Consider the following 22,174-nt stretch of genomic DNA (forward strand, 5'->3'; position numbering starts at 1 on the left):
CGGTTATCGGGTTCCCCACATGTAGGTCTGCTTCTTGAGCTTGAGGTAGACGAAGCTCTCGGTGGAGCGCACTCCGGGCACGGCCCGGATGCGTTTGTTGATGACGTCCAGGAGGTGGTCGTCGTCCTCGCAGACGATCTCCACCATCAGGTCGAAGGACCCCGCGGTCATCACCACGTACTCGCACTCGGACATGGCCGACAGCGCGTCCGCGACCGACTCCACGTCGCCCTCGACGTTGACCCCGACCATCGCCTGCCTGCGGAAACCCACGGTGAGCGGGTCCGTGACGGCGACGATCTGCATCACGCCCTGGTCGAGCAGCTTCTGGACGCGCTGGCGCACGGCCGCCTCCGACAGGCCCACGGCCTTGCCGATGGCGGCGTACGGCCGGCGGCCGTCCTCCTGGAGCTGCTCGATGATGGCGAGGGAGACGGCGTCCAGCTGCGGCGAGCTGCCGTTCCTGGACTCGCGGGAGGGCTCGCGGGAATCCCGCGAGCCCTTCTGTTCTGCGCTTCGACTGGCCACGAGGTCACTGTGCACGAGGTCTCGACACTTCCGCAAGCCTCGATCGATGAAATTCGTTGTTTCGGTCCCCTACTCCTGCGAATTCCGCACGATCGAAGGGATTGGGGGTGTTGAAAACGTGGGTCGGCCGACTAGGGTGGGTGTCTCAAGTACTGGACATCCGAACTGGAGGGCCGGCAGTGAGCACCGAGCTTCGTCGTCTGCGCAACTACATCGGCGGTGAGTTCCGGGACGCCGCCGACGGACGGACCACCGAGGTGGTCAATCCCGCGACGGGTGAGGCGTACGCGACCGCTCCGCTGTCCGGGCAGGCGGACGTGGACGCCGCGATGGCGGCGGCCGCCGAGGCCTTCCCCGGCTGGCGCGACACCACGCCCGCCGAGCGTCAGAAGGCCCTGCTGAAGATCGCGGACGCCTTCGAGGAGCGCGCCGAGGAGCTGATCGCGGCCGAGGTGGAGAACACGGGCAAGCCCGTCGGGCTGACCCGCTCCGAGGAGATCCCGCCGATGGTCGACCAGATCCGCTTCTTCGCGGGTGCGGCGCGGATGCTGGAGGGTCGCTCGGCCGGTGAGTACATGGAGGGCCTGACCTCCATCGTGCGCCGGGAGCCGGTCGGTGTCTGCGCGCAGGTCGCGCCGTGGAACTACCCGATGATGATGGCCGTGTGGAAGTTCGCCCCGGCGATCGCGGCGGGCAACACCGTCGTGCTGAAGCCGTCCGACACCACACCGGCCTCCACGGTCCTCATCGCCGAGATCATCGGCTCGATCGTCCCCAAGGGCGTCTTCAACGTCGTCTGCGGCGACCGCGAGACCGGCCGTCTGATGGTCGAGCACGAGACCCCGGCGATGGCCTCCATCACCGGTTCCGTGCGCGCCGGCATCCAGGTCGCCGAGTCCGCCTCCAAGGACGTCAAGCGCGTCCACCTGGAGCTGGGCGGCAAGGCCCCGGTCGTGGTCTTCGAGGACACCGACATCGCCAAGGCCGTCGAGGACATCTCGGTCGCGGGCTACTTCAACGCCGGTCAGGACTGCACCGCCGCCACGCGCGTGCTCGTGCACGAGTCCATCCACGACGAGTTCGTCTCCGCGCTGGCCAAGGCCGCCTCCGAGACGAAGACCGGGCAGCCGGACGACGAGGACGTGCTGTTCGGCCCGCTCAACAACCCCAACCAGCTCAAGCAGGTCGAGGGCTTCATCGACCGGCTGCCCGCGCACGCGCGCGTGGAGGCCGGCGGCAAGCGGGTCGGCGACAAGGGCTACTTCTACGCGCCGACCGTGGTCTCGGGCCTGAAGCAGACCGACGAGATCATCCAGCAGGAGGTCTTCGGGCCGGTCATCACCGTGCAGTCCTTCTCCGACGAGGAGCAGGCCGTCGAGTGGGCCAACGGCGTGGAGTACGCGCTGGCCTCCTCCGTGTGGACCAAGGACCACGGCCGCGCCATGCGGATGTCCAAGAAGCTCGACTTCGGCTGCGTGTGGATCAACACGCACATCCCGCTGGTGGCCGAGATGCCGCACGGCGGCTTCAAGAAGTCCGGCTACGGCAAGGACCTCTCGGGGTACGGCTTCGAGGACTACACGCGGATCAAGCACGTGATGACGTCGCTGGACGCGTAGCCCTTCCCGCACTGCTGAACGGCCCCGGACGGTTCCTCTCCGTCCGGGGCCGTTCGCGCGTCCGGAGAGGGGCGCCCCGCTTTTTGAACGTGTTCAACTGCAGGCGTAGAGTGCGTCGCATGAGCGACAGAGCCGCCCTGCTGAAGGGCATTCGCGCGTGGCTGGTCTTCTTCGTCGTGTGCCTGGTGCTCAGCGGCGCCACGGCCTTCCCCCTGGTCCATGAACTGCGGTGGACCGAGGACCTGTTGCGCGGGCTGTCCGTGGACGAGTACCTGCCCGGGCTGACGGAGTGGATCGGGCGGGTGCGGGCCGGTCTCGACGAGGCCGACGCCCAGTACCCGTTCCTCCTCTACGGCACCGACTGGCTGGCCTTCGCGCACCTGGTGATCGCAGTCGCCTTCTACGGGCCCTACCGCGACCCGGTCCGCAACATCTGGGTCGTCGAGTTCGGGATGATCGCCTGCGCGGGCATCATCCCCCTGGCCCTGATCTGCGGGCCGATCCGCGGCATCCCCTTCTGGTGGTCGGTGATCGACATGGCCTTCGGCGTGCTCGGGGTGATCCCGCTGTACGCCGTGCGGCAGCGGATCAAGCGGCTGGAGGCGCTGACCGTGCCGGTGGTGGCCCCCGCGCCGGGCCGCTGAGAAAAACGGTCATCCCGCGAACCGGGACGCCGTGGTCGAGGACGTCGGCCAGGGCCCGCCCCAGGGCGCCGTCCGCTACGGGCTGGTCCGCGACACCGGCACGGACCGCGCACCGGTGCCGCAGTACCTCACGCGCGCGACCCCGGCCGATCCGGCGACGGTGGCGCAGCGCTCGCGCGTGTGGCGCACAGCACGTCGACGCGGTTCGTCGTGATCGAGTCCACGCCCGCCTCCAGCAGCCGGCGCATGGAACGGCGGGTGTCGGGGGTCCAGACCGACAGCAGGTAGCCGTCGCGGTGCACGCGGTCGGCGAGGGGCCGGTCCACCAGCGAGAAGCGGTAGTTGAGCCAGCGCGGGCGGATCGCCTCCAGCAGCACCGGCCGGGGCGGGGCCAGCGTCGTCCACGTGAGTGCGATCTCGGCTGCCGGATCCGCCGTGCGCACGGCGAGCATGGCGTCGGCGCCCGCGCAGTAGTAGACGCGCTCCGCCGCACCGGCCTCTGCCACGACGTCCATGATCCGGCGCACCGCCCGCACGTCGGGCGACCCGGGCAGGTCGATCATCACCCGGTGCCCGCCGGTCGCCGTCAGCGCCTCGGCCAGGGTCGGCACCCCGCCGCCGGTCAGCCCGCGCACCTCCTCGGACGACAGCGCGCGCAGGGGCCGCTCGTGCTCCCAGAGCCGTTTCAGCGTCGCGTCGTGCAGCAGCACCGGCACACCGTCCCGGGTGAGCCGTACGTCGACCTCCACCGCGTCCGCGCCACGGCGCAGCGCGGAACGCAGCGACGCGACGGTGTTCTCACGCACGCGGTAGGGGTCGCCCCGGTGGGCCACCGCGACCGGGGCGGGCGTCACCGGCCGAGCCACTGCGTGGTGTACGTGTCGATCTCGCCGGCGATCCGGGCCTTGCCCGCCGCGTCCAGGAAGGAAGCCTCGACGGCGTCCTTCGCCAGCGCGGCCAGGCCCCGCTCGTCGAGCTCCAGCAGCCGGGCGGCGACCGCGTACTCGTTCTCCAGGGTGGTGCCGAACATCGGCGGGTCGTCGGAATTGATGGTCACGAGGACCCCGGCCCGCACGAACTCCTTGATCGGGTGCGCGTCGAGGGTGCGCACCGCGCGCGTGGCGATGTTCGAGGTCGGGCACACCTCCAGCGGGATCCGGTGCTCGGCGAGGTGCGCGAGCAGCTTCGGGTCCTGCGCGGAGCTGGTGCCGTGCCCGATGCGCTCGGCCCGCAGGTGGGTCAGCGCGTCCCACACCGTCTGCGGGCCGGTCGTCTCACCGGCGTGCGGTACGGAGTGCAGCCCGGCGGCGATCGCCCGGTCGAAGTACGGCTTGAACTGCGGCCGCTCGACGCCCACCTCGGGTCCGCCGAGACCGAAGGAGACCAGGCCCTCCGGGCGCAGCCGGTCGTCGGTGGCGAGCCGGGTGGTCTCCTCGGCGGCCTCCAGGCCGGCCTCGCCGGGGATGTCGAAGCACCAGCGCAGCACGGTCCCGAACTCGGATTCGGCGGCCTTGCGGGCGTCCTCGATCGCGTCCATGAAGGCCCGCTCGTCGATGCCGCGCCGGGTGGAGGAGAAGGGGGTGATGGTCAGCTCGGCGTACCGCACCTGCTGCCGCGCCAGGTCCCGGGCCACCTCGTACGTCAGCAGCCGGACGTCCTCCGGGGTGCGGATCAGGTCGACGACCGACAGGTACACGTCGATGAAGTGCGCGAAGTCGGTGAACGTGAAGTAGTCGACCAGGGCCTCGGGGTCGGTCGGCACCTTCGAGTCGGGGTGGCGCGCGGCCAGTTCGGAGACGATCCGGGGGGAGGCGGATCCCACGTGGTGCACGTGCAGTTCGGCCTTGGGCAGTTCCGCGATGAAGGCCTTCAGGTCGCGTGGGGCGCGGGGGTCGACGAGATGCTCGGTCAAGGGTTCCTCCCCGGAACGGCGCCACCGCCGGCGTGCGGCGGGCGGGGCGCGGGTGATCGGCTGATCGATTGACGCGAAATCATCGTATGCCGTGTGGTGCAGCGCCCTTCCCGAGGGGCGCGGGCCATGTCGTCGTACGGCTCCGCCGTCCGGGGACGAGCGGCCCCACGCACCCGCACTGTGGCACGCACCGACCCGCCCCGTAGCATGACCACACGATCGACCCAGGGGGGACCGCACGATGACGGACGCGACGCAGCCCGACGGAGGCAGCCACGACCCGTGGGCGCCGCCGGAGAGCACGCCCTCGCTCGACAAGAACCAGACGCCGCAGCCGCCGTCCGTCCACGACCAGGCCACGGTCACCTCCATGCCTGGTTTCACTCCGCCGACCGGCACACCGCAGTACGACCCCTCCGGTGCCGGTGCCGGTGCCGGTGCCGGTGCCGGTGCCGGTGCCGTGCCGCCCCCGCCCGTGGCCCCCACCGGCCCCGCAGCGCCCGGCGGCTACGGCTACCCCGGCTACCCGCAGTCCGGGTACACCCAGTCCGGCTACGGCTGGCCCGGTATGCCCCCGGCCCCCCAGAACGGCCTGGGCATCGCCGCGATGGTGCTCGGCATCGTCTCCTGCACCCTCTTCTGTCTCTACGGCGTGGTCTCCCTGATCACCGGCATCCTCGCCGTCGTCTTCGGCATCAAGGGCCGCAAGCGCGCCGAGGCCGGGGTGGCCACCAACCACGGTCAGGCCCAGGCCGGTCTGATCATGGGCATCATCGGGATCATCCTCGGCATCACGGTGATCGTCCTGATCGCCGTCGGCATCACGGCCGCGATCAACAGCGACAGCTACGGCGACGACTCGTCCTACGGCACCCTCGGCCCGGTGGCCACCGCCCCGTCCCACCGCTGAAACTCAGGCTCTGCGCGGCCGACTTGGCCACTACGATGCCCTGGTCTGACAACGGAGGGGAGTTCGTCCATGTCCCACACCAATCCGCCCCCGGGTGGTTTCGGTCCACCCGCCCAGCCCCCGCAGCAGCCCCCCGGCACCCCCGGCTACGGCTATCCCCAGCAGCCCCCCGCCGCCCCGGGCTATGGCTACCCCCAGGGCGGCCCCGGCTACCCGGCCGCGCCGCCCGTGGGCTACCCGCAGGCACCCGGATACGGGATGCCCGCGCAGCCGAGCAACGGCATGGGCACCACGGGACTGGTGCTGGGCATCATCGGCGTGGTGTGCAGCGTGACGTTCATCATGTGGTTCTTCGGCGTGATCCTGGGCATCCTCGCGATCATCTTCGGCGCCATCGGCCGCGGCAGGGCCAACCGCGGTGAGGCCACGAACAAGGGCGCGGCGACCGCGGGCCTGGTGTGCGGCATCATCGCCACCGTGATCCTGCCGCTGCTGGGCTTCCTGCTGTTCGCCAGCATCATGGGCGGGCTCGGCGCGGCCTCCTGAACGGGACGCGCAGAGCCTGGACGGGCCGGTCTGCGGGGCCGGTGGCCTGAAAAGGAACCCGCGGAGTCGCAAGGGGCCGGTCATCGGGACCGGCCCCTCACTCATGCTCCGGCCGCCCGCAGCCGCTCCCGCGCCTCCATCAGCGCGAACCCCAGCAGATTGGGCCCCCGCCACCGCTGCGGATCGACCGCCGCCTCGTCGTCCGCAGCCAGCCCGATGCCCCACACCCGGTCCACGGGACTGGCCTCCACCAGCACCCGCTCGCCCGTGCCCAGCAGATACCCCAGCAGCTCGGGATGCTCGGCGAACTTGTGGACGCTGCCCTCCACGACGATCCGGAACCGCTCCCGCGCCCAGACCGCCTCGTCGAAGCCGCGCACCAGCCGCCCCGCCTTCTTCGCCTGGGCGGGATGCTCCGCGGCCAGCACGGCACGCTCCGCCGCCGCGTCCTCGAAGAGCCGGGCCTTGGCCGCCATCATCCAGTGCTCGGCCGTCGCATAGGCCACACCGTCGACCGTGAACGGCGCCGGCCACCACTGGCTCAGACAGCTCGCCCCGATCCGGCCGTCCGGCCGCGGCCGGTGGCCCCAGAAGTGCAGATATGTGACCCTCGCCCCCGCGCGGACCGCCGCGATCAGGGCCTCCTGCGAGCCGACCGCCCCCGTGATCTTCTCCATGCAGGCGAGTCTGGCACGCACCACTGACACAGCGTCCTGCCTTTTCGCGGTGAACTCGACACCTGGTCGACAGATTCCGTCGCGTAACCAAAAATCAACAACGGAATCACTTGTTGGAGTGGCATACCTCTGTCAGGATCGGCACTCAAATCGAGCCTGAGCCACGCCGGCCCCATCTGGGGGCACGGAGGAGAGCGATATGCACAACCCGGGCATTGCCACCCCGGACCGATTTCCGGCCGAGGAGCGCTTCGCGGAGGGCGCGCAGTACATCGCGGGGCGCCTGACCAGGGGCACCTCCGGCCGCACGCACGCGGTCGTCGACCCGGCGTCGGGCGAGGAGGTCCTCACCTACGAGCTGGCGGGCCCGGCCGACGTCGACCGGGCCGTGGCCGCCGCCCGGGCGGCCTTCCCCGGCTGGGCGGGAACCACGCCGGGCGAGCGGTCCGACGCCCTGCACCGGTTCGCCGCGGTCCTCGCCGACCGGGCCGAGGACTTCGCCCGCGCCGAGTCGCTCCAGTGCGGCAAGCCGCTGAAGCTGACACGCGAGTTCGACGTCCCCGGGACCATCGACAACGCCGCCTTCTTCGCCGGTGCCGCACGGCATCTGCAGGGGCAGTCCGCCGGTGAGTACTCCGCCGACCACACCTCGTACGTCCGGCGCGAGCCCATCGGGGTCGTCGGGTCGATCGCGCCCTGGAACTACCCCCTCCAGATGGCCGCCTGGAAGATCCTCCCGGCGATCGCCGCGGGCAACACCGTCGTCCTGAAGCCCGCCGAGCTCACCCCGCTGACCTCGCTGCTCTTCGCCCAGGCGGCCACGGACGCCGGGATCCCCGACGGTGTGATCAACATCGTCACGGGCACCGGCAGGGAGGCCGGCGAGCACCTCGTCGGCCACCCCGACGTGGCCATGACGTCCTTCACGGGCTCCACCGCGGTCGGCAAGCGCGTCGCCGAGGTCGCCACCGCCACCGTCAAGCGCCTCCACCTGGAGCTCGGGGGCAAGGCGCCCTTCGTGGTCTTCGACGACGCCGACCTGGAGGCCGCCGCCCACGGCGCGGTCGCGGGCTCCCTGATCAACACCGGGCAGGACTGCACGGCCGCCACACGCGCGTATGTGCAGCGGCCGCTGTACGAGGCGTTCGTGGAGCGGACCGCGGCACTCATGGAGAGCGTCCGGCTCGGCGACCCCTTCGCCGCCGGCACCGACCTCGGCCCGCTGATCTCGCACGTGCAGCGGGACCGGGTCGCCGGATTCGTGGACCGGGCGCGGGCCTACGCGCGCGTGGTCACCGGCGGCGAGGCACCCGAGGGGGAGCTCGCCAAGGGCGCCTACTACCGGCCCACCCTGATCGCCGACGCGGCCCAGGACAGCGAGGTCGTCCAGTCGGAGATCTTCGGCCCCGTCCTGGTCGTGCTGCCGTTCGACACCGACGACGAGGGCCTCGCACTCGCCAACGACACCCCCTACGGCCTGGCCGCCTCCGCCTGGAGCCGGGACGTGTACCGGGCGAACCGCGCCACCCGCGAGATCAAGGCCGGCTGCGTCTGGATCAACGACCACATCCCGATCATCAGCGAGATGCCGCACGGCGGCTACAAGTCCTCCGGCTACGGCAAGGACATGTCCGCGTACTCGTTCGAGGAGTACACCCAGATCAAGCACGTCATGTTCGACAACACCGCGGTCGCCGCCAAGGACTGGCACCGCACCGTCTTCGGGGACCGATAGCCGTTATGCAGGCCGCCTGACCAACGGCCGTCCACCCTCCGAAAGGGCACCACGCGCATGGAGCAGTACGAGCCCGACCGCCTGTCCGCGGCCCAAAGGGCCGCCATGAGGCGCAGTTTCAGGAACGGCAGGGCCGCCCTCACCCGGCGGTCCCTGCTGCGCGCCTCCGCGGGCGGGGCACTCGCGGCCGGCGGACTGGGGACGCTGAGCGCCTGCGGGATCCCGGCGGCCGGCCAGTCGAAGGGAGGCGTCTCGGCAGAGGACCACTCGGCCAAGGAGAAGACGGTGAACTTCTCCAACTGGACCGAGTACATGGACGTCGACGACAGCGGCAAGCACCACCCCACGCTGGACCAGTTCGCCGAGCGCACCGGCATCAAGGTCAAGTACAGCGAGGACATCAACGACAACAACGAGTTCTTCGGCAAGATCAAGCCGCAGCTCGCCGCGGGCCAGGACACCGGCCGCGACCTGATCGTCCTCACCGACTGGCTGGCCGCCCGCCTCATCCGCCTGGGCTGGGTGCAGAAGCTCGACCCGAGCAACCTGCCGCACGCCTACGCCAACCTGTCGGCCCAGTTCCGCAGCCCCGACTGGGACCCGGGCCGCGCCTACTCGTACGTCTGGCAGGGCATCTCGACCGTCATCGCGTACAACAAGAAGGCCCTCGACGGCGTCGAGGTGAAGTCCGTCTCCGACCTGCTCGACAACCCCAGGCTCAAGGGCCGGGTCGGCTTCCTGTCGGAGATGCGTGACAGCGTCGGCATGACGCTGCTCGACATGGGCAAGGACCCGGCCGACTTCACCGCCGACGACTACGACGCGGCCATCGCCCGCCTGCAGAAGGCAGTCGACAAGGGTCAGATCCGCCGCTTCACCGGCAACGACTACACCTCGGACCTGACCAGCGGCGACTTCGCGGCCTGCGTCGCCTGGGCCGGTGACGTCGTCCAGCTCAAGGCGGACAGCCCCGACATCGACTTCCTCATCCCGGACAGCGGCTACGTGACGTCCACCGACAACCTGTTGATCCCCAACAAGGCCCGGCACAAGTCCAACGCCGAGCGGCTCATCGACTTCTACTACGAGCCGAAGCCGGCCGCCGAACTCGCCGCGTACATCAACTACGTGTGCCCGGTCGACGGCGTGAAGGCCGAGCTGGAGAAGATCGACGAGGACGCGGCGAACAACCCGCTGATCATTCCCGACAAGGCCATGGCAGCCAAGTCCCACGCCTTCCGCTCGCTGAGCTCGAAGGAAGAGACCGAGTTCGAAGCGAAGTTCGCGAAGCTGACGGGGGCGTGACCACCATGACGAACAAGACCGACCCCGGCGGCGACGTCCGCCTCACGGGCATAGCCAAGACCTACGGCGCCTTCACCGCCGTCCACCCGCTCGACCTGACCGTGCCGCAGGGCTCCTTCTTCGCCCTGCTCGGCGCCTCCGGCTGCGGCAAGACCACCACCCTGCGCATGATCGCCGGTCTGGAGGAACCCTCCGCCGGCACCGTGCACCTGGGCGACCAGGACGTGACCGCCCTGCCGCCGTACAAGCGGCCGGTGAACACGGTCTTCCAGTCCTACGCCCTCTTCCCGCACCTCGACATCTTCGAGAACGTCGCCTTCGGCCTGCGCCGGCGCGGACTGAAGTCGGTGAAGAAGCAGGTCGACGAGATGCTGGACCTCGTCCAGCTCGGCGAGCAGGCCCGCAAGAAGCCGCACCAGCTCTCCGGTGGCCAGCAGCAGCGCGTCGCCGTCGCCCGCGCGCTGATCAACCACCCCAAGGTGCTCCTGCTCGACGAGCCGCTCGGCGCCCTCGACCTGAAGCTGCGCCGCCAGATGCAGCTGGAGCTCAAGCGCATCCAGACCGAGGTCGGCATCACCTTCGTCCACGTCACGCACGACCAGGAGGAGGCCATGACCATGGCCGACACGGTCGCCGTGATGAACGCGGGCCGCGTCGAGCAACTGGGCGCACCCACCGACCTCTACGAGAACCCGCGCACCACCTTCGTCGCCAACTTCCTCGGCACCTCCAACTTCATCGAGGCCGAGGTCGACTCCAGGAGCGGCGAGGAGATCGTGCTGAAGGCGGGCGGCGGCAAGCTCGTCCTGCCCGGGGCGCGTTGTTCCGCCCCTGCGACGACCGGCGGCACGGTGCTGGTCGGTGTGCGCCCGGAGAAGATCTCCCTCACCCACGCGGACGACGCCGGTGAGATAGCCGAGGGCCGCAACCGCATCACCGGCCGGATCGCCGACTCCAGCTTCATCGGCGTCTCCACGCAGTACGTCGTCGACAGCCCGGTCTGCTCCGACTTCGAGGTCTACGCCCAGAACATCGACCGCGACCCCCGACTGGTGCCCGGCGCGGAGGTCGTCCTGCACTGGAACCCGGCCCACACCTTCGGCCTGGACGCCGCCCAGGACGCCGACGCGGGCGTGGAAGAGGCGGCCTGATGTCGACACTCACCGAGGCGCCGCCGCCCCTCGCACCCGAAGCGCCCGGGCCGAAGCCCCCGAAGCGCCGGGGCCGCTTCACGCCGTACTGGCTGCTGCTGCCCGGCATCCTCTGGCTGGTCGTCTTCTTCGCGCTGCCGATGATCTACCAGGCCTCCACGTCCGTGCAGACGGGCTCCCTGGAGGAGGGCTACAAGGTCACCTGGCACTTCGCCACGTACTGGGACGCCCTGTCCGCGTACTGGCCGCAGTTCGTCCGCTCGGTGCTCTACGCGGGCACGGCGACGATCCTGTGTCTGCTGCTCGGCTACCCGCTGGCGTATCTGATCGCCTTCCGCGCGGGCCGCTGGAAGAACCTGATCATGATCCTGGTGATCGCGCCGTTCTTCACCAGCTTCCTGATCCGCACCCTCGCCTGGAAGACGATCCTCGCGGACGGCGGACCGGTCGTCGGCGCGCTCAACACGCTGCACGTCCTGAACGTCACCGACTGGCTCGGCATGACCGCCGGCGACCGGGTCCTCGCCACCCCGCTCGCGGTGGTGTGCGGCCTGACGTACAACTTCCTGCCGTTCATGATCCTGCCGCTGTACACCTCGCTGGAGCGCATCGACGGACGTCTCCACGAGGCGGCCGGGGACCTGTACGCCCGGCCCTGGACCACCTTCCGCAAGGTGACCTTCCCGCTGTCGATGCCGGGTGTCGTCTCCGGCACGCTGCTGACCTTCATTCCGGCGGCCGGTGACTACGTGAACGCCGACCTGCTCGGCTCCACCGACACCCGCATGGTCGGAAACGTCATCCAGACGCAGTTCCTGAGAGTGCTCGACTATCCGACGGCCGCGGCGCTCTCCTTCATTCTCATGGCGGCCATTCTGCTCATGGTCACGCTCTACATCCGCAGGTCCGGGACGGAGGATCTGGTCTGAATGGCTCTCGTCAACTGGCTCAAGAGAAATCTCGTCGTCCTCGCGGGACTGCTGACCCTCGGCTATCTGCTCCTGCCGAACGTGGTCGTGACGGTGTTCTCCTTCAACAAACCGAAGGGGCGCTTCAACTACGAATGGCAGCAGTTCTCCCTGGACGCCTGGAAGGACCCGTGCGGGGTCTCCGGACTGTGCGGGTCGCTGTCCCTCAGCCTCCAGATCGCCGTGTGGGCGACCCTCGGCGCCACCCTCCTCGGCACCCTGATCGCCTTCGCCCTGGTCCGTTACCGGTTCCGCGCCCGCGGCGCCGTGAACTCGCTGATCTTCCTGCCGATGGCGATGCCCGAGGTCGTCATGGCCGCCTCGCTGCTCACCCTGTTCCTCAACATGGGCGCCCAGCTGGGCTTCTGGACGATTCTCATCGCGCACATCATGTTCTGCCTGAGTTTCGTGGTCACGGCCGTCAAGGCCCGTGTGATGTCGATGGACCCGAAGCTGGAGGAGGCGGCACGGGATCTGTACGCGGGCCCGTTCCAGACCTTCGTCCGGGTGACCCTGCCGATCGCCGCACCGGGCATCGCGGCGGGCGCACTGCTCGCTTTCGCCCTGTCCTTCGACGATTTCATCATCACCAATTTCAACGCCGGCTCCACCGTCACCTTCCCCATGTTCGTCTGGGGTTCGGCGCAGCGCGGAACGCCCGTTCAGATCAACGTCATCGGCACGACCATGTTCGTCGTCGCCGTACTGTTCGTCCTGGTTTCCATGCTCGCCGGGAATCGCCGCAACAGACAAAAGGCATAACCGTAGGGAGTTGAAATCATGGCCCCGAGTGCCATGAATCAGTGGACCCGTTCGCTTTCCGACGCCCAGCCGGTCCCGTACTGGCTGGACGACCCCGGCCGGCCCCGTCCCGAACCCGCCCTCACCACCTCCGAGACCTGCGACCTGCTGGTCGTCGGCGGCGGCTACAGCGGACTGTGGACGGCGTTGATCGCCAAGGAGCGCGACCCCGGGCGGGACGTGGTGCTGGTGGAGGGCCGCGAAGTGGGCTGGGCCGCCTCCGGCCGCAACGGCGGGTTCTGCGCCGCCTCGCTCACCCACGGCCTGCCCAACGGCCTCGCCCGCTGGCCCGACGAGATCCACAAGCTCCAGGAGCTGGGCGACCGCAACCTCGACGCGATCGAGGCGGCCGTCGCCCGGCACTCCCTCGACTGCGACTTCGAGCGCACCGGCGAGATCGACGTCGCCACCGAGCCGTACCAGGCACGCGAACTGCGCGCGTGGCACGAGGAGACGTCCCGCCGGGGCCTGGCCGACGGCGTGGAGTTCCTGGACGCCGACGCCGTACGGGAGCAGGTGAACTCACCCACCTTCCAGGCCGGCCTGTGGGACCGCAGGGGCGTCGCCATGCTGAACCCGGCGAAGCTCGCCTGGGGCCTGAAGCGGGCCTGCCGGGAGCTGGGCGTGCGCGTCTACGAGAACACCCCCGCCCTGACCCTGAAGCCCTACGGCCCCGGCATGGCCGTGAGCACCCCCTACGGCAGGATCCGCGCCCGCCGGGTCGCCCTCGGCACCAACATCTTCCCGAACCTGGTCCGGCGCGTCCGCTCGTACACCGTGCCGGTCTACGACTACGCCCTCATGACCGAGCCGCTCACCGCCGGGCAGCTCGACTCGATCGGCTGGAAGAACCGCCAGGGCCTCGGCGACAGCGCCAACCAGTTCCACTACTTCCGCCTGTCCGCCGACCACCGGATCCTCTGGGGCGGCTACGACGCGATCTACCCCTACGGTGGCCGCGTCCGCGCCGAGTACGACGACCGCCCCGAGACCTACGCCAAGCTCGCCGGGCACTTCTTCACCTGCTTCCCGCAGCTGGAGGGCGTCCGCTTCAGCCACGCCTGGGGCGGCGCGATCGACACCTGCTCCCGCTTCTCGGCGTTCTTCGGCACCGCCCACCAGAGCAAGGTGGCGTACGCGGCCGGGTACACCGGCCTCGGGGTCGGTGCCACCCGCTTCGGCGCCGAGGTGATGCTGGACCTGCTGTCCGGTGAGCGCACGGAACGCACGGAACTGGAGATGGTCCGCAAGAAGCCCCTGCCCTTCCCGCCGGAGCCCTTCGCCTGGACGGGCATCGCCCTCACCAAGTGGTCCCTGGCCCGCGCGGACGCCCAGGGCGGCCGTCGCAACCTGTGGCTGCGCACGATGGACCGCTTGGGGCTGGGATTCGACAGCTGATCGACCGGATGTGATCTGGTTCACTCCAACGAGGTACCGGAATCCGCGTAATGACCGGGGGGACACCCCCTTCTCCCTCGTGACGCCCTCACGGGGCGCCCGGCGCGTCCGTGAGGTTCGCGAGTGAGAAGGGGGTTCTTCCGATGACCGGTGTGAAGACGACGGCGGTCGAGTGGCTCGCATCCGCCGCACCCGATCCCGAGGCCTGCCGCTGGGAATGGGAGCGCAACCCGCTCGGGGTCGCGCTGCTGCCGGCCGGCCATGCCTGGGACGTGCTCATCCTGCCCGGCGTACTCGGGTACGCCACGCTCGACGTGCTCACCCGGTTCCTCGACCGGCCGGGCCCCGTGCTCGTCGACTTCGGCGACGCCCGCATGGGGTTCTTCGTGCCACCGGGTACCGCGGCCCGCTGGCTCGGCACGGGCATCCGCACGGCGGGCGCCGGCACCTGGATCGTCGTGCCGTACCCGGGCCGCTCCTCGCCCGGCGGCGTCCGCTGGCTGGTCCCGCCGGACGGCTCGGGCACGCTGACCGACCCGGCACTGCTGGAACTGGCGATGCACGAGGCCGCGGCGGCCCTGGCGACGGAGAACGACGGTCAGACCCCCGGTGGTTGAGACCGCGGGGGCGTCGCCACGGTTTGGACGCACAGCCACAGCGCCGCCAGCAGCACCGTGCACAGACACCAGCTGCCCAGCACGTCGAGCGGCCAGTGGTAGCCGCGACGGACCAGACCGTAGCTTGCCCCCAGGATCAGGGCGACGCATAGGGCGACCAGGCAGCGGCGGGCCAGGGTGGTGCGGAACCAGGGCAGCAGGAGCAGGGTCGCGGAGCCGTAGGCGACGGCGGCGGTGGCGGTGTGGCCCGAGGGGTAGTAGCCGGTGCCGGGCGGGACGGCCGGGGTGCCCGGGCGGGCCGTGAGTTCCTTCAGCGGGACGACCAGGGCCGGCACCAGGGCCATGAGCAGGGCAGCGGCGGCGACGGGCAGCCACCAGCGGTCCGCGCCGGTGCGGCGGTGACGTACCGCGGCGTACCCGAGCGCGACGGCGAGGACCGGGACCGCGACCTGGACGTTGCCCAGGTCGGCGAGGAGTTCGGAGCAGCGGTCGGGGTCCACGAGGACGCGGCTGAGGCGTTCGTCGAGCCGGACGAGCGGGCCGTCCGCGACGACCTGCCAGGTGATCAGCGCGAAGAGGACGGCCGGAAGGGCGAGCAGGAGGGCGAGGGAGCCCGGGGGAGCGGCACGGTCCTGGTTCGCGGAGATCGGCATGGGGCACAGCTTGGCACGAGCGCAGAGGCCCACACGGAGACCGCGAGTTCTGGCCGCGATCGTGTACGTCGCCACGTCGGGCCGCACGTGGCAGCAGCTGCCCGCCGAGTTTCCGGACCGTCCGGCCGGCGGCTCACCGCCGGATCACCGAGGGGACGAAGGTCCGCGTGGGGGCCGAGCTCCGCCCCTGGTCCTCGACGAAGCGGGCGTGTGCTGCCGACAGCTGTCTCGGGGCAAGGGCATCACGGGTGCACTGCTGTGTGCTGCCGGATCTCCGGGAGGCTCCGCCGCTGGACCGGCACGCCAGTCTTGTACGATCTTGCGCCCTGATCCGATCCCGCCGACTCACCGGTCGGGACGGCTTGTCGGCTGACGCCCAGCGCCGGGTCATCGGAGGTGGCGGGCGGGGTGCTCATGCGCGTGATGCCCGCACCGTCGGGCAAACCCCGACCTCAGCCGCGCCTCTTTGCGGCACGCCTGTGACCAACGGCAACGGGACCAGACGTCAGCGCGTCCACGGCGAGACGCCACGTCGAGGGAGGGCCATGAGCCCGCCCACGTCGAAACGGACCGGCTGGACCGTCGAGGAAAGCCCGCCCTTCACGCCGCGACGTGGGCCTGCGTCGGGGATCATCTGGCTGCTCGCGGACCTGCTCGGCCTGGCCGACGTCCTCGGATACGGCCCGCGGGGGACCCACCGCCCGGAGCCCGCGCCCCCTCACACGGGGCTGACCGCGACTCGCGGTGTCGCACAGGGAGCGGAAAGAGAGGACGGCCGCCCCGGAACAGGGGGGGAGTTCCGGGGCGGCCGTTCCGGACCGGAACGCCGCGCGCCCCGGGGGGTTTGGGGCGGGCGACTGTCCGATCGGTGAGGAGATCCAGAGCCTCAGGCTCCGGTTGTGTGCGCGAGGGCACGACCAGGTCGAAGCTGGGGAGGCCCCGGCCTGATGTCACCCACAGTCCCCTGCGGGCGGGGTGTATCTCTCATCTGGGTAGAACCTACGACAGGGACGAGGCGCACGACAGGCCGTGGGACCCCCTGTCATCCACCTCGCACACCTTCTTCACACCCTCTGCCGCTCACCGCCCCGGTGACGGAACCGGGGCGGCTCACCTGCCCGGACGGCGGCTCAGATGCGCGCTGCCGTGGGCTCAGACGCGGGAGAAGGCCTGCTCGATGATGTCGAGGCCCTCGTTGAGCAGGTCCTCGCCGATCACCAGCGGGGGCAGGAAGCGGAGCACGTTGCCATAGGTGCCACAGGTCAGGACCAGCAGGCCCTCGGCGTGGCACGCCTTGGCGAGCGCGGCGGTCGCCTCCGGGTTCGGCTCCTTGGTGGAGCGGTCCTTGACCAGCTCGATGGCGATCATGGCGCCCCGGCCCCGGATGTCGCCGATGATGTCGAACTTCTCGGCCATGGCGCCGAGGCGGGACTTCATGATCGCCTCGATGTTCTTCGCCTTGGCGTTGAGGTCGAGCTCCTTCATCGTCTCGATCGAGCCGAGCGCACCCGCGCAGGCGACCGGGTTGCCGCCGTAGGTGCCGCCCAGGCCACCGGCGTGCGCGGCGTCCATGATCTCGGCCCGCCCGGTGACGGCCGCGAGCGGCAGACCGCCGGCGATGCCCTTCGCCGTCGTGATGAGGTCCGGGACGATCCCCTCGTCCTCGCAGGCGAACCACTGGCCCGTGCGGCAGAAGCCGGACTGGATCTCGTCGGCGACGAAGACGATGCCGTTGTCCTCGGTGAACTTGCGGATCGCCGGCAGGAAGCCCTTCGCCGGCTCGATGAAGCCGCCCTCGCCGAGCACCGGCTCGATGATGACCGCGGCGACGTTCTCCGCGCCGACCTGCTTGCTGATCTGGTCGATGGCCTGGGCGGCGGCCTCGGGTCCGGCGTTCTCCGGGCCGGTCGGCCAGCGGTAGCCGTACGCCACCGGCACGCGGTACACCTCGGGCGCGAACGGGCCGAAGCCGTGCTTGTACGGCATGTTCTTGGCGGTCAGCGCCATCGTCAGGTTGGTGCGTCCGTGATAGCCGTGGTCGAACACCACGACGGCCTGCCGCTTGGTGTACGCCCGGGCGATCTTCACGGCGTTCTCGACGGCCTCGGCGCCGGAGTTGAACAGGGCGCTCTTCTTGGCGTGGTCACCGGGGGTCAGCTCGGCGAGCGCCTCGGCGACCTCGACGTACCCCTCGTAGGGCGTGACCATGAAACAGGTGTGGGTGAAGTCGGCGAGCTGCGCCGACGCCCGCCGTACGACGGCCTCGGCGGAGGCCCCCACGGACGTCACGGCGATGCCCGACCCGAAGTCGATGAGCCGGTTGCCGTCGACGTCCTCGATGATCCCGCCGCCCGCGCGCGCCGTGAACACGGGCAGCACGGACCCCACGCCCTGCGCGACCGCGGCGGTACGGCGGGCCTGCAGCTCCTGCGACTTCGGGCCGGGGATGGCGGTGACGACGCGGCGCTCCTGCGGAAGTGCGGTCATGCGGGGCTCCTGGGGTGGTGCGGATGGTCTCGGCGGACGCTTGGCTTCTTTTCTCGCAGGCTAGGGCGGGGGAAGGGGGGTGGGCATGCTCCATGTGGGCGTTGTCGGCGGGGCGCCTTGTCCGGGGTGGACATGGCGCTCTCGTGGACCCGGTGCCCACGACCCGGCCGCGTAAGCGGTGAACTCCCCAGGAGAGGGCGTTAGATTGGCTCGCTGATGGTGGACGGAGCGGCTGGTCAGGGGGCAAGGGCGATGGACAGCGACGGGACGCAGGAGACGCGGGGTACGCATGCGAGCCCTGTGCCGCGCCCGGCGGGACCCCCCGAGGTGCCCGCGATGCCTCCCCTGCCGCCCAGGGCGCCGGGGATGCCGCCGACGGACGGGTCGGCGTTCCTCACCTGGCTGCGGGCGCCGCGCCCCGACGCCGCCCCGGGCGTGTGGCGGTTCGGGCACCGGCCGCGGCCCGCGGAGGCACCCGAGGAGATCCCCACCCGGCAGCTGCTGAGCGGGGCGCTGATCGCCTTCCTCGTGGGATGGCTGATCTGGTCGCTGCTGCAGAACGGCTACATCGGCACCTGGTGGTGGGTGCCGTTCGACCTGATCGTCCCCGACGCCTGGCGGGGCGGCGACAGCGACCTCGGGGAGACCGGGACGTTCGTCGTCTACCAGGGGTACGAGCTGCTCATCGCCCTGGCGATCATGGTCGGGGCGGCCCGGCTCGGCCGCTGGGGCGAGGTGTGGCGCCGCTTCGTCACCCCCCGCTTCCGCCGACCGGAGGCCCAGGAGACCCGTACCGTGCCCGAGGACGACCCGGCCCAGTGGAACGAGCTGCGTGCCGCCGGGGCCGTCGACGCCGCCGAGCGGCTCGCCGCCGAGGCGCGCTCCGGGCTGATGCGGGACGTCGACCACGCCCGGATCCTGCGTGCCTGGCAGGGCGTGCGCACCGGCCGGCACAGCCTGGCCGGCTTCAGCGGCGCCGTGCTCAAGGACGGTGCCGCCGCCTGCCTGCACCCCTCCGGGGAGCGCGACCTGCCCGCCCGGCTCGCCCGGCACGACCTCGTCACCGGGCAGGTGCGGCTCGGCACCACCGTGGACGACGCCCGCAACCCGTACACCTACCGCGGCACGGGGCTCGCCCTCGGGCCCGACCTGCTCGGCACCTCGCTCGTCGCCGTGGGCCCGGCAGGCTCCGGCAAGACCGGGACCGTCGTCCGCCCGCTCGCGGAGTCGCTCTGCCTGCACGCCCTCGCCGGGCGGGCCGCCGTGGTCGTCGTCGGGGCGGCCGGCGCGGGGCTCGGACCGGCCGACGCCTATGACGTGGTCGTGCGGATCGGGAACCAGGAGTCCGAGTACGACCTCGATCTGTACGGCGGCTCCGGCGACCCGGACGAGGCCGCGGCCGTGCTCGCCGAGGCGCTCGTCGGGGACCTCGCCGACCCGCACCCCGGCAGCGACAGCCGCCGGTCCACCACCGTCCTCGCCCAGCTGCTCGGACCGTTCCGGGCCGTGCACGGGCGTTTCCCCTCCGTACCGGAGCTGCGGCAGCTGCTGGACGGCGCGCCGGGGCCGTTCGCCGCACTGCGGCAGGGGCTTCAGGAGACCGGGCAGGACTCTCTGCTGCGGGAGCTCGACGCCCGGGAGCGGCAGATGGGGCAGCCCGGTGACGTCAGCGGGGTGCTGGGCGACCGCGTCGCGCTGCTCGACCGGCCCGCCTTCGCCGGGTTCTTCGACACCTCCGGACAGTCCCGGCCCTTCACGCTCAAGGCCCTCGACCACCCGGTGCGGGTGCGCATCGACCTGCCCCAGCGGGGCCACGCCGACGCCTCCAAGTTGCTGGCCCGCCTCGTGCTCGCGCAGTTCACGGCGAGTGTCGCCGTCCGCGAGGACCGGTCGCTGTTCGCCTGCCTGCTGCTGGACGACGCGACCGGGGTGGTGACGCCCGAGGCCGTGCGCGGCATCCAGCGGCTGCGGTCCGGAAACGCCGGGGTCGTGCTCACCCTGCGGACGCTCGACGACGTGGCCCGGCCGCTGCGCGGGCCGCTGCTCGGCGCGACCGGCTGCCGGATGGCGCTGTCGGGGCTCACGCCCTGGGACGGGCAGGACTTCGCCGAGGTCTGGGGCAAGGAGTGGACCGAGGCCCGGGACGTCACCGACCGCCAGATCATCGCGGAGACCCCGGCGGGCAAGGCCGTGCACATGCTGCGCCGGGTGATCACCGGCAAGGCCCCGACCGCGCGGGCGGTGACCGTGCGGCAGGTCGAGCGGGAGCGCTGGTCCGCCTCCGAGCTGGCGCACGCCGTGCCGGCGGGCCACGCGGTGCTGTCGCTGACCGACGTCAAGGGCGAGCATGCCCCGCCCCTGCTGGTGGACCTGCGGAGCTGACCCCCTACCCACCGGTCGGGTACGCGGGGACCGTACGGTGAGGCAGAATCGTCACAGGTCGTTCATACGTGGCGGCCAAAAGACCACAGAGATCACACCGCCCTGACGCAGAAGGCCTCATGCCCCCGACGCTCGCCTCGCTCGTCCACCACTCCGCGCTGAAACTGACCGTGCGGGCGGGCGAGGACCGCCTCGACGTGCCGGTCCGCTGGGCGCACGTCAGCGAGCTCGCCGACCCCGTCCCCTACATGGAGGGCGGCGAACTGCTGCTGATCACCGCGCTCAAGCTGGACGCCGAGGACCCGGAGGCCATGCGCCGCTACGTCCACCGGCTGGCCGGGGCCGGAGTGGTCGGGCTGGGCTTCGCGGTCGGCGTCAACTACGAGGAGATCCCCGAGGCGCTCGTCGACGCGGCCGCGAAGGAGGGCCTGCCACTGCTGGAGGTGCCGCGCCGCACGCCGTTCCTCGCCATCAGCAAGGCCGTCTCCGCCGCGATCGCCGCCGACCAGTACCGCGCCGTCACCGCCGGGTTCGCCGCCCAGCGCGAACTGACCCGGCAGGCCCAGACCGGCGGCCCGGAGGGGCTGCTGGCCGCGCTGGCCGCGCAGGTCGACGGCTGGGCGGCGCTGTACGACGCCTCGGGCGCGGTCGTCGCCACGGCACCGGAGTGGGCGGGGCGGCGTGCCGCGCGGCTCACCGGGGACGTGCAGAAGCTGCGGGACCGCCCCGCGCCCGCGTCCTCCGTGGCCGGCGGGCCGGAGAACGAGGACCGGGTCGAGCTGCACACCATCGGCACCGGCCGTCGCCCCCGCGCGGCCCTCGCCGTGGGCACGGCAGCGGCTCCGGGCACCGCCGAGCGCTACGCCGTCCACTCGGCCATCGCGCTGCTGACCCTGACCACGGAACGCTCCCGGTCCCTCCAGGCGGCCGAGCAGCGCGTCGGAGCGGCGGTGCTGCGCATGCTGCTGGCCGGGGAGCCGGACCACGCGCGCGCCGTCGCCGGGGACCTGTACGGCGAACTGCTGGACGCGCCGTTCCGGATGCTGGTCGCGGAGCGGGTGCCGGTGTCGGCGTCGGCCGCGCTGGCCCGTGCCGAGGCGCGCAAGGGAGCCCCGCCCGCCGAGCGGTCCTCGGCCGCAGCGCTCGCCGCGGCCGACACCGGCGGCGATCCCCTCGCGGTTCTCGCCGACGTCATGGAGTCCGCGGCGGCCCGGGCCGGGGAGGCCGTGCTGGTGGTGCCTGAGGGGGAGCGGCTGGTGGTGCTGGCCGCGGACGGCGGCGCCGCCGCGGCGGCCTGCGGGGACTATGCGGCCGCCCTGGAGACGACCCGGGCCGGCATACGCGAGAAGGTGCCGGGCGGCGAGGACGACGAACTGGTCGTCGGCCTGTCGGCACCGGCCGGGCCCATCGCCGCATCCGCCGCGTACAAGCAGGCCGAACAGGCCCTGTCGGTGGCGAGGCGGCGCGGGCGGGTCCTCGTGGAGCACGAGCGGATGGCGGCCGGATCGGTACTGCCGCTGCTGGCGGACGACGCGGTACGGGCCTTCGCCGACGGCATGCTACGGCCGCTGTACGAGCACGACGCCACCGGCCGCGGCGACCTCGTCTCCTCCCTGCGCGCCTGGCTGTCCAAGCACGGCCAGTGGGACGCGGCGGCTGCCGAACTCGGCGTCCACCGGCACACCCTGCGCTACCGCATGCGCCGCGTCGAGGAGATACTCGGCCGGTCCCTGGACGACCCGGACGTCCGGATGGAGCTGTGGCTGGCCCTGAAGGCGGCCTCCACCGAGTAGCCAAACCGGAGCATCCACGTCCGCCACTGCTACGCCTCGGACAAACGT

Annotated in this window: 19 protein-coding genes and 2 pseudogenes; 14 read left to right on the forward strand and 7 right to left on the reverse strand. The window is 71.3% G+C overall.

Translation table 11 applies throughout. The features are described from left to right. Nucleotides 1–3: 3 nt before the first annotated feature. Complete coding sequence (locus tag AB0B29_RS35770) at nt 4–543, reverse strand: Lrp/AsnC family transcriptional regulator (protein WP_362246579.1); 540 nt, start codon at nt 541–543, stop codon at nt 4–6. Between the two features lie 164 nt (nt 544–707). Between AB0B29_RS35770 and AB0B29_RS35775 the strand changes: the two genes are divergently transcribed. The 3 genes and pseudogenes from AB0B29_RS35775 to AB0B29_RS35785 all read left to right on the forward strand — a co-directional run. Beyond that, nucleotides 708–2,147: a gamma-aminobutyraldehyde dehydrogenase gene (locus AB0B29_RS35775; protein ID WP_362246581.1), complete on the forward strand. Its 1,440-nt coding sequence runs from the start codon at nt 708–710 to the stop codon at nt 2,145–2,147. 119 nt (nt 2,148–2,266) lie between these two features. Next, nucleotides 2,267–2,791, forward strand: a complete 525-nt coding sequence (locus AB0B29_RS35780; protein WP_362246583.1) for a hypothetical protein — start codon at nt 2,267–2,269, stop codon at nt 2,789–2,791. Between the two features lie 28 nt (nt 2,792–2,819). After that, a pseudogene (locus AB0B29_RS35785) lies at nt 2,820–3,005 on the forward strand (hypothetical protein); the annotation flags it as partial. Here AB0B29_RS35785 and AB0B29_RS35790 read toward each other — a convergent pair. Then, nucleotides 2,920–3,645 (reverse strand): glycerophosphodiester phosphodiesterase, encoded by a 726-nt coding sequence (locus AB0B29_RS35790; RefSeq protein WP_362246585.1) that lies wholly within the window; start codon nt 3,643–3,645, stop codon nt 2,920–2,922. The pseudogene AB0B29_RS35785 and the gene AB0B29_RS35790 sit on opposite strands and share 86 nt — an antisense overlap. Continuing rightward, nucleotides 3,642–4,760, reverse strand: a complete 1,119-nt coding sequence (locus tag AB0B29_RS35795) for an adenosine deaminase (RefSeq protein WP_362246701.1) — start codon at nt 4,758–4,760, stop codon at nt 3,642–3,644. The genes AB0B29_RS35790 and AB0B29_RS35795 overlap by 4 nt, the downstream gene beginning before the upstream one ends. A gap of 184 nt (nt 4,761–4,944) precedes the next feature. Here AB0B29_RS35795 and AB0B29_RS35800 point away from each other — a divergent pair, with 184 nt between their 5' ends. Next, on the forward strand, nt 4,945–5,613 hold the full coding sequence (locus AB0B29_RS35800; RefSeq protein WP_362246587.1) for a DUF4190 domain-containing protein: 669 nt from the start codon (nt 4,945–4,947) through the stop codon (nt 5,611–5,613). A 69-nt stretch (nt 5,614–5,682) separates the two neighbouring features. Further along, nucleotides 5,683–6,159 (forward strand): DUF4190 domain-containing protein, encoded by a 477-nt coding sequence (locus AB0B29_RS35805; RefSeq protein ID WP_362246589.1) that lies wholly within the window; start codon nt 5,683–5,685, stop codon nt 6,157–6,159. Nucleotides 6,160–6,260: 101 nt separating this feature from the next. Here the strand turns inward: AB0B29_RS35805 and AB0B29_RS35810 are convergent, their stop codons facing one another. Continuing rightward, nucleotides 6,261–6,836 (reverse strand): NADAR family protein, encoded by a 576-nt coding sequence (locus AB0B29_RS35810; RefSeq protein ID WP_362246591.1) that lies wholly within the window; start codon nt 6,834–6,836, stop codon nt 6,261–6,263. A gap of 199 nt (nt 6,837–7,035) precedes the next feature. Between AB0B29_RS35810 and AB0B29_RS35815 the strand changes: the two genes are divergently transcribed. The 7 genes from AB0B29_RS35815 (at nt 7,036) to AB0B29_RS35845 (ending at nt 14,811) form a co-directional block, all read left to right on the forward strand. After that, nucleotides 7,036–8,571 carry a gamma-aminobutyraldehyde dehydrogenase gene (locus AB0B29_RS35815; protein WP_362246593.1) on the forward strand — a complete coding sequence of 512 codons (1,536 nt, stop codon included), beginning with the start codon at nt 7,036–7,038 and terminating at the stop codon, nt 8,569–8,571. Nucleotides 8,572–8,628: 57 nt separating this feature from the next. Next, nucleotides 8,629–9,876, forward strand: a complete 1,248-nt coding sequence (locus tag AB0B29_RS35820) for a polyamine ABC transporter substrate-binding protein (protein ID WP_362246594.1) — start codon at nt 8,629–8,631, stop codon at nt 9,874–9,876. Between the two features lie 5 nt (nt 9,877–9,881). Then, nucleotides 9,882–11,027 carry an ABC transporter ATP-binding protein gene (locus AB0B29_RS35825; RefSeq protein WP_362246703.1) on the forward strand — a complete coding sequence of 382 codons (1,146 nt, stop codon included), beginning with the start codon at nt 9,882–9,884 and terminating at the stop codon, nt 11,025–11,027. Then, nucleotides 11,027–11,956 carry an ABC transporter permease gene (locus AB0B29_RS35830; protein ID WP_362246596.1) on the forward strand — a complete coding sequence of 310 codons (930 nt, stop codon included), beginning with the start codon at nt 11,027–11,029 and terminating at the stop codon, nt 11,954–11,956. Before AB0B29_RS35825 ends, AB0B29_RS35830 begins: the two co-directional genes overlap by 1 nt. Then, nucleotides 11,957–12,757: an ABC transporter permease gene (locus tag AB0B29_RS35835; RefSeq protein WP_362246598.1), complete on the forward strand. Its 801-nt coding sequence runs from the start codon at nt 11,957–11,959 to the stop codon at nt 12,755–12,757. Between the two features lie 18 nt (nt 12,758–12,775). After that, on the forward strand, nt 12,776–14,194 hold the full coding sequence (locus tag AB0B29_RS35840; RefSeq protein ID WP_362246600.1) for an NAD(P)/FAD-dependent oxidoreductase: 1,419 nt from the start codon (nt 12,776–12,778) through the stop codon (nt 14,192–14,194). 143 nt (nt 14,195–14,337) lie between these two features. Beyond that, nucleotides 14,338–14,811, forward strand: a complete 474-nt coding sequence (locus tag AB0B29_RS35845; RefSeq protein ID WP_362246602.1) for a hypothetical protein — start codon at nt 14,338–14,340, stop codon at nt 14,809–14,811. Here AB0B29_RS35845 and AB0B29_RS35850 read toward each other — a convergent pair. From AB0B29_RS35850 to gabT, 3 genes and pseudogenes are all read right to left on the reverse strand, one after another. Beyond that, nucleotides 14,793–15,464, reverse strand: coding sequence for a phosphatase PAP2 family protein (locus AB0B29_RS35850; RefSeq protein WP_362246604.1), 672 nt, complete (start codon nt 15,462–15,464; stop codon nt 14,793–14,795). The two genes, AB0B29_RS35845 and AB0B29_RS35850, sit on opposite strands and share 19 nt — an antisense overlap. Nucleotides 15,465–16,227: 763 nt before the next feature. After that, nucleotides 16,228–16,452 (reverse strand): annotated as a pseudogene (locus AB0B29_RS35855) (phosphatase PAP2 family protein); the annotation flags it as partial. A gap of 164 nt (nt 16,453–16,616) precedes the next feature. After that, entirely contained in the window at nt 16,617–17,951 is a 1,335-nt protein-coding gene (gene gabT / locus AB0B29_RS35860) for a 4-aminobutyrate--2-oxoglutarate transaminase (protein WP_362246606.1), read from the reverse strand. A 252-nt stretch (nt 17,952–18,203) separates the two neighbouring features. Between gabT and AB0B29_RS35865 the strand changes: the two genes are divergently transcribed. Beyond that, entirely contained in the window at nt 18,204–20,333 is a 2,130-nt protein-coding gene (locus AB0B29_RS35865) for an ATP-binding protein (RefSeq protein ID WP_362246608.1), read from the forward strand. Nucleotides 20,334–20,452: 119 nt separating this feature from the next. Then, nucleotides 20,453–22,126 carry a PucR family transcriptional regulator gene (locus AB0B29_RS35870; RefSeq protein WP_362246610.1) on the forward strand — a complete coding sequence of 558 codons (1,674 nt, stop codon included), beginning with the start codon at nt 20,453–20,455 and terminating at the stop codon, nt 22,124–22,126. Nucleotides 22,127–22,174: the final 48 nt, after the last annotated feature.

The sequence above is a fragment of the Streptomyces tibetensis genome (assembly GCF_040647715.1).
Classification (GTDB): Bacteria; Actinomycetota; Actinomycetes; order Streptomycetales; family Streptomycetaceae; genus Streptomyces; species Streptomyces tibetensis_A.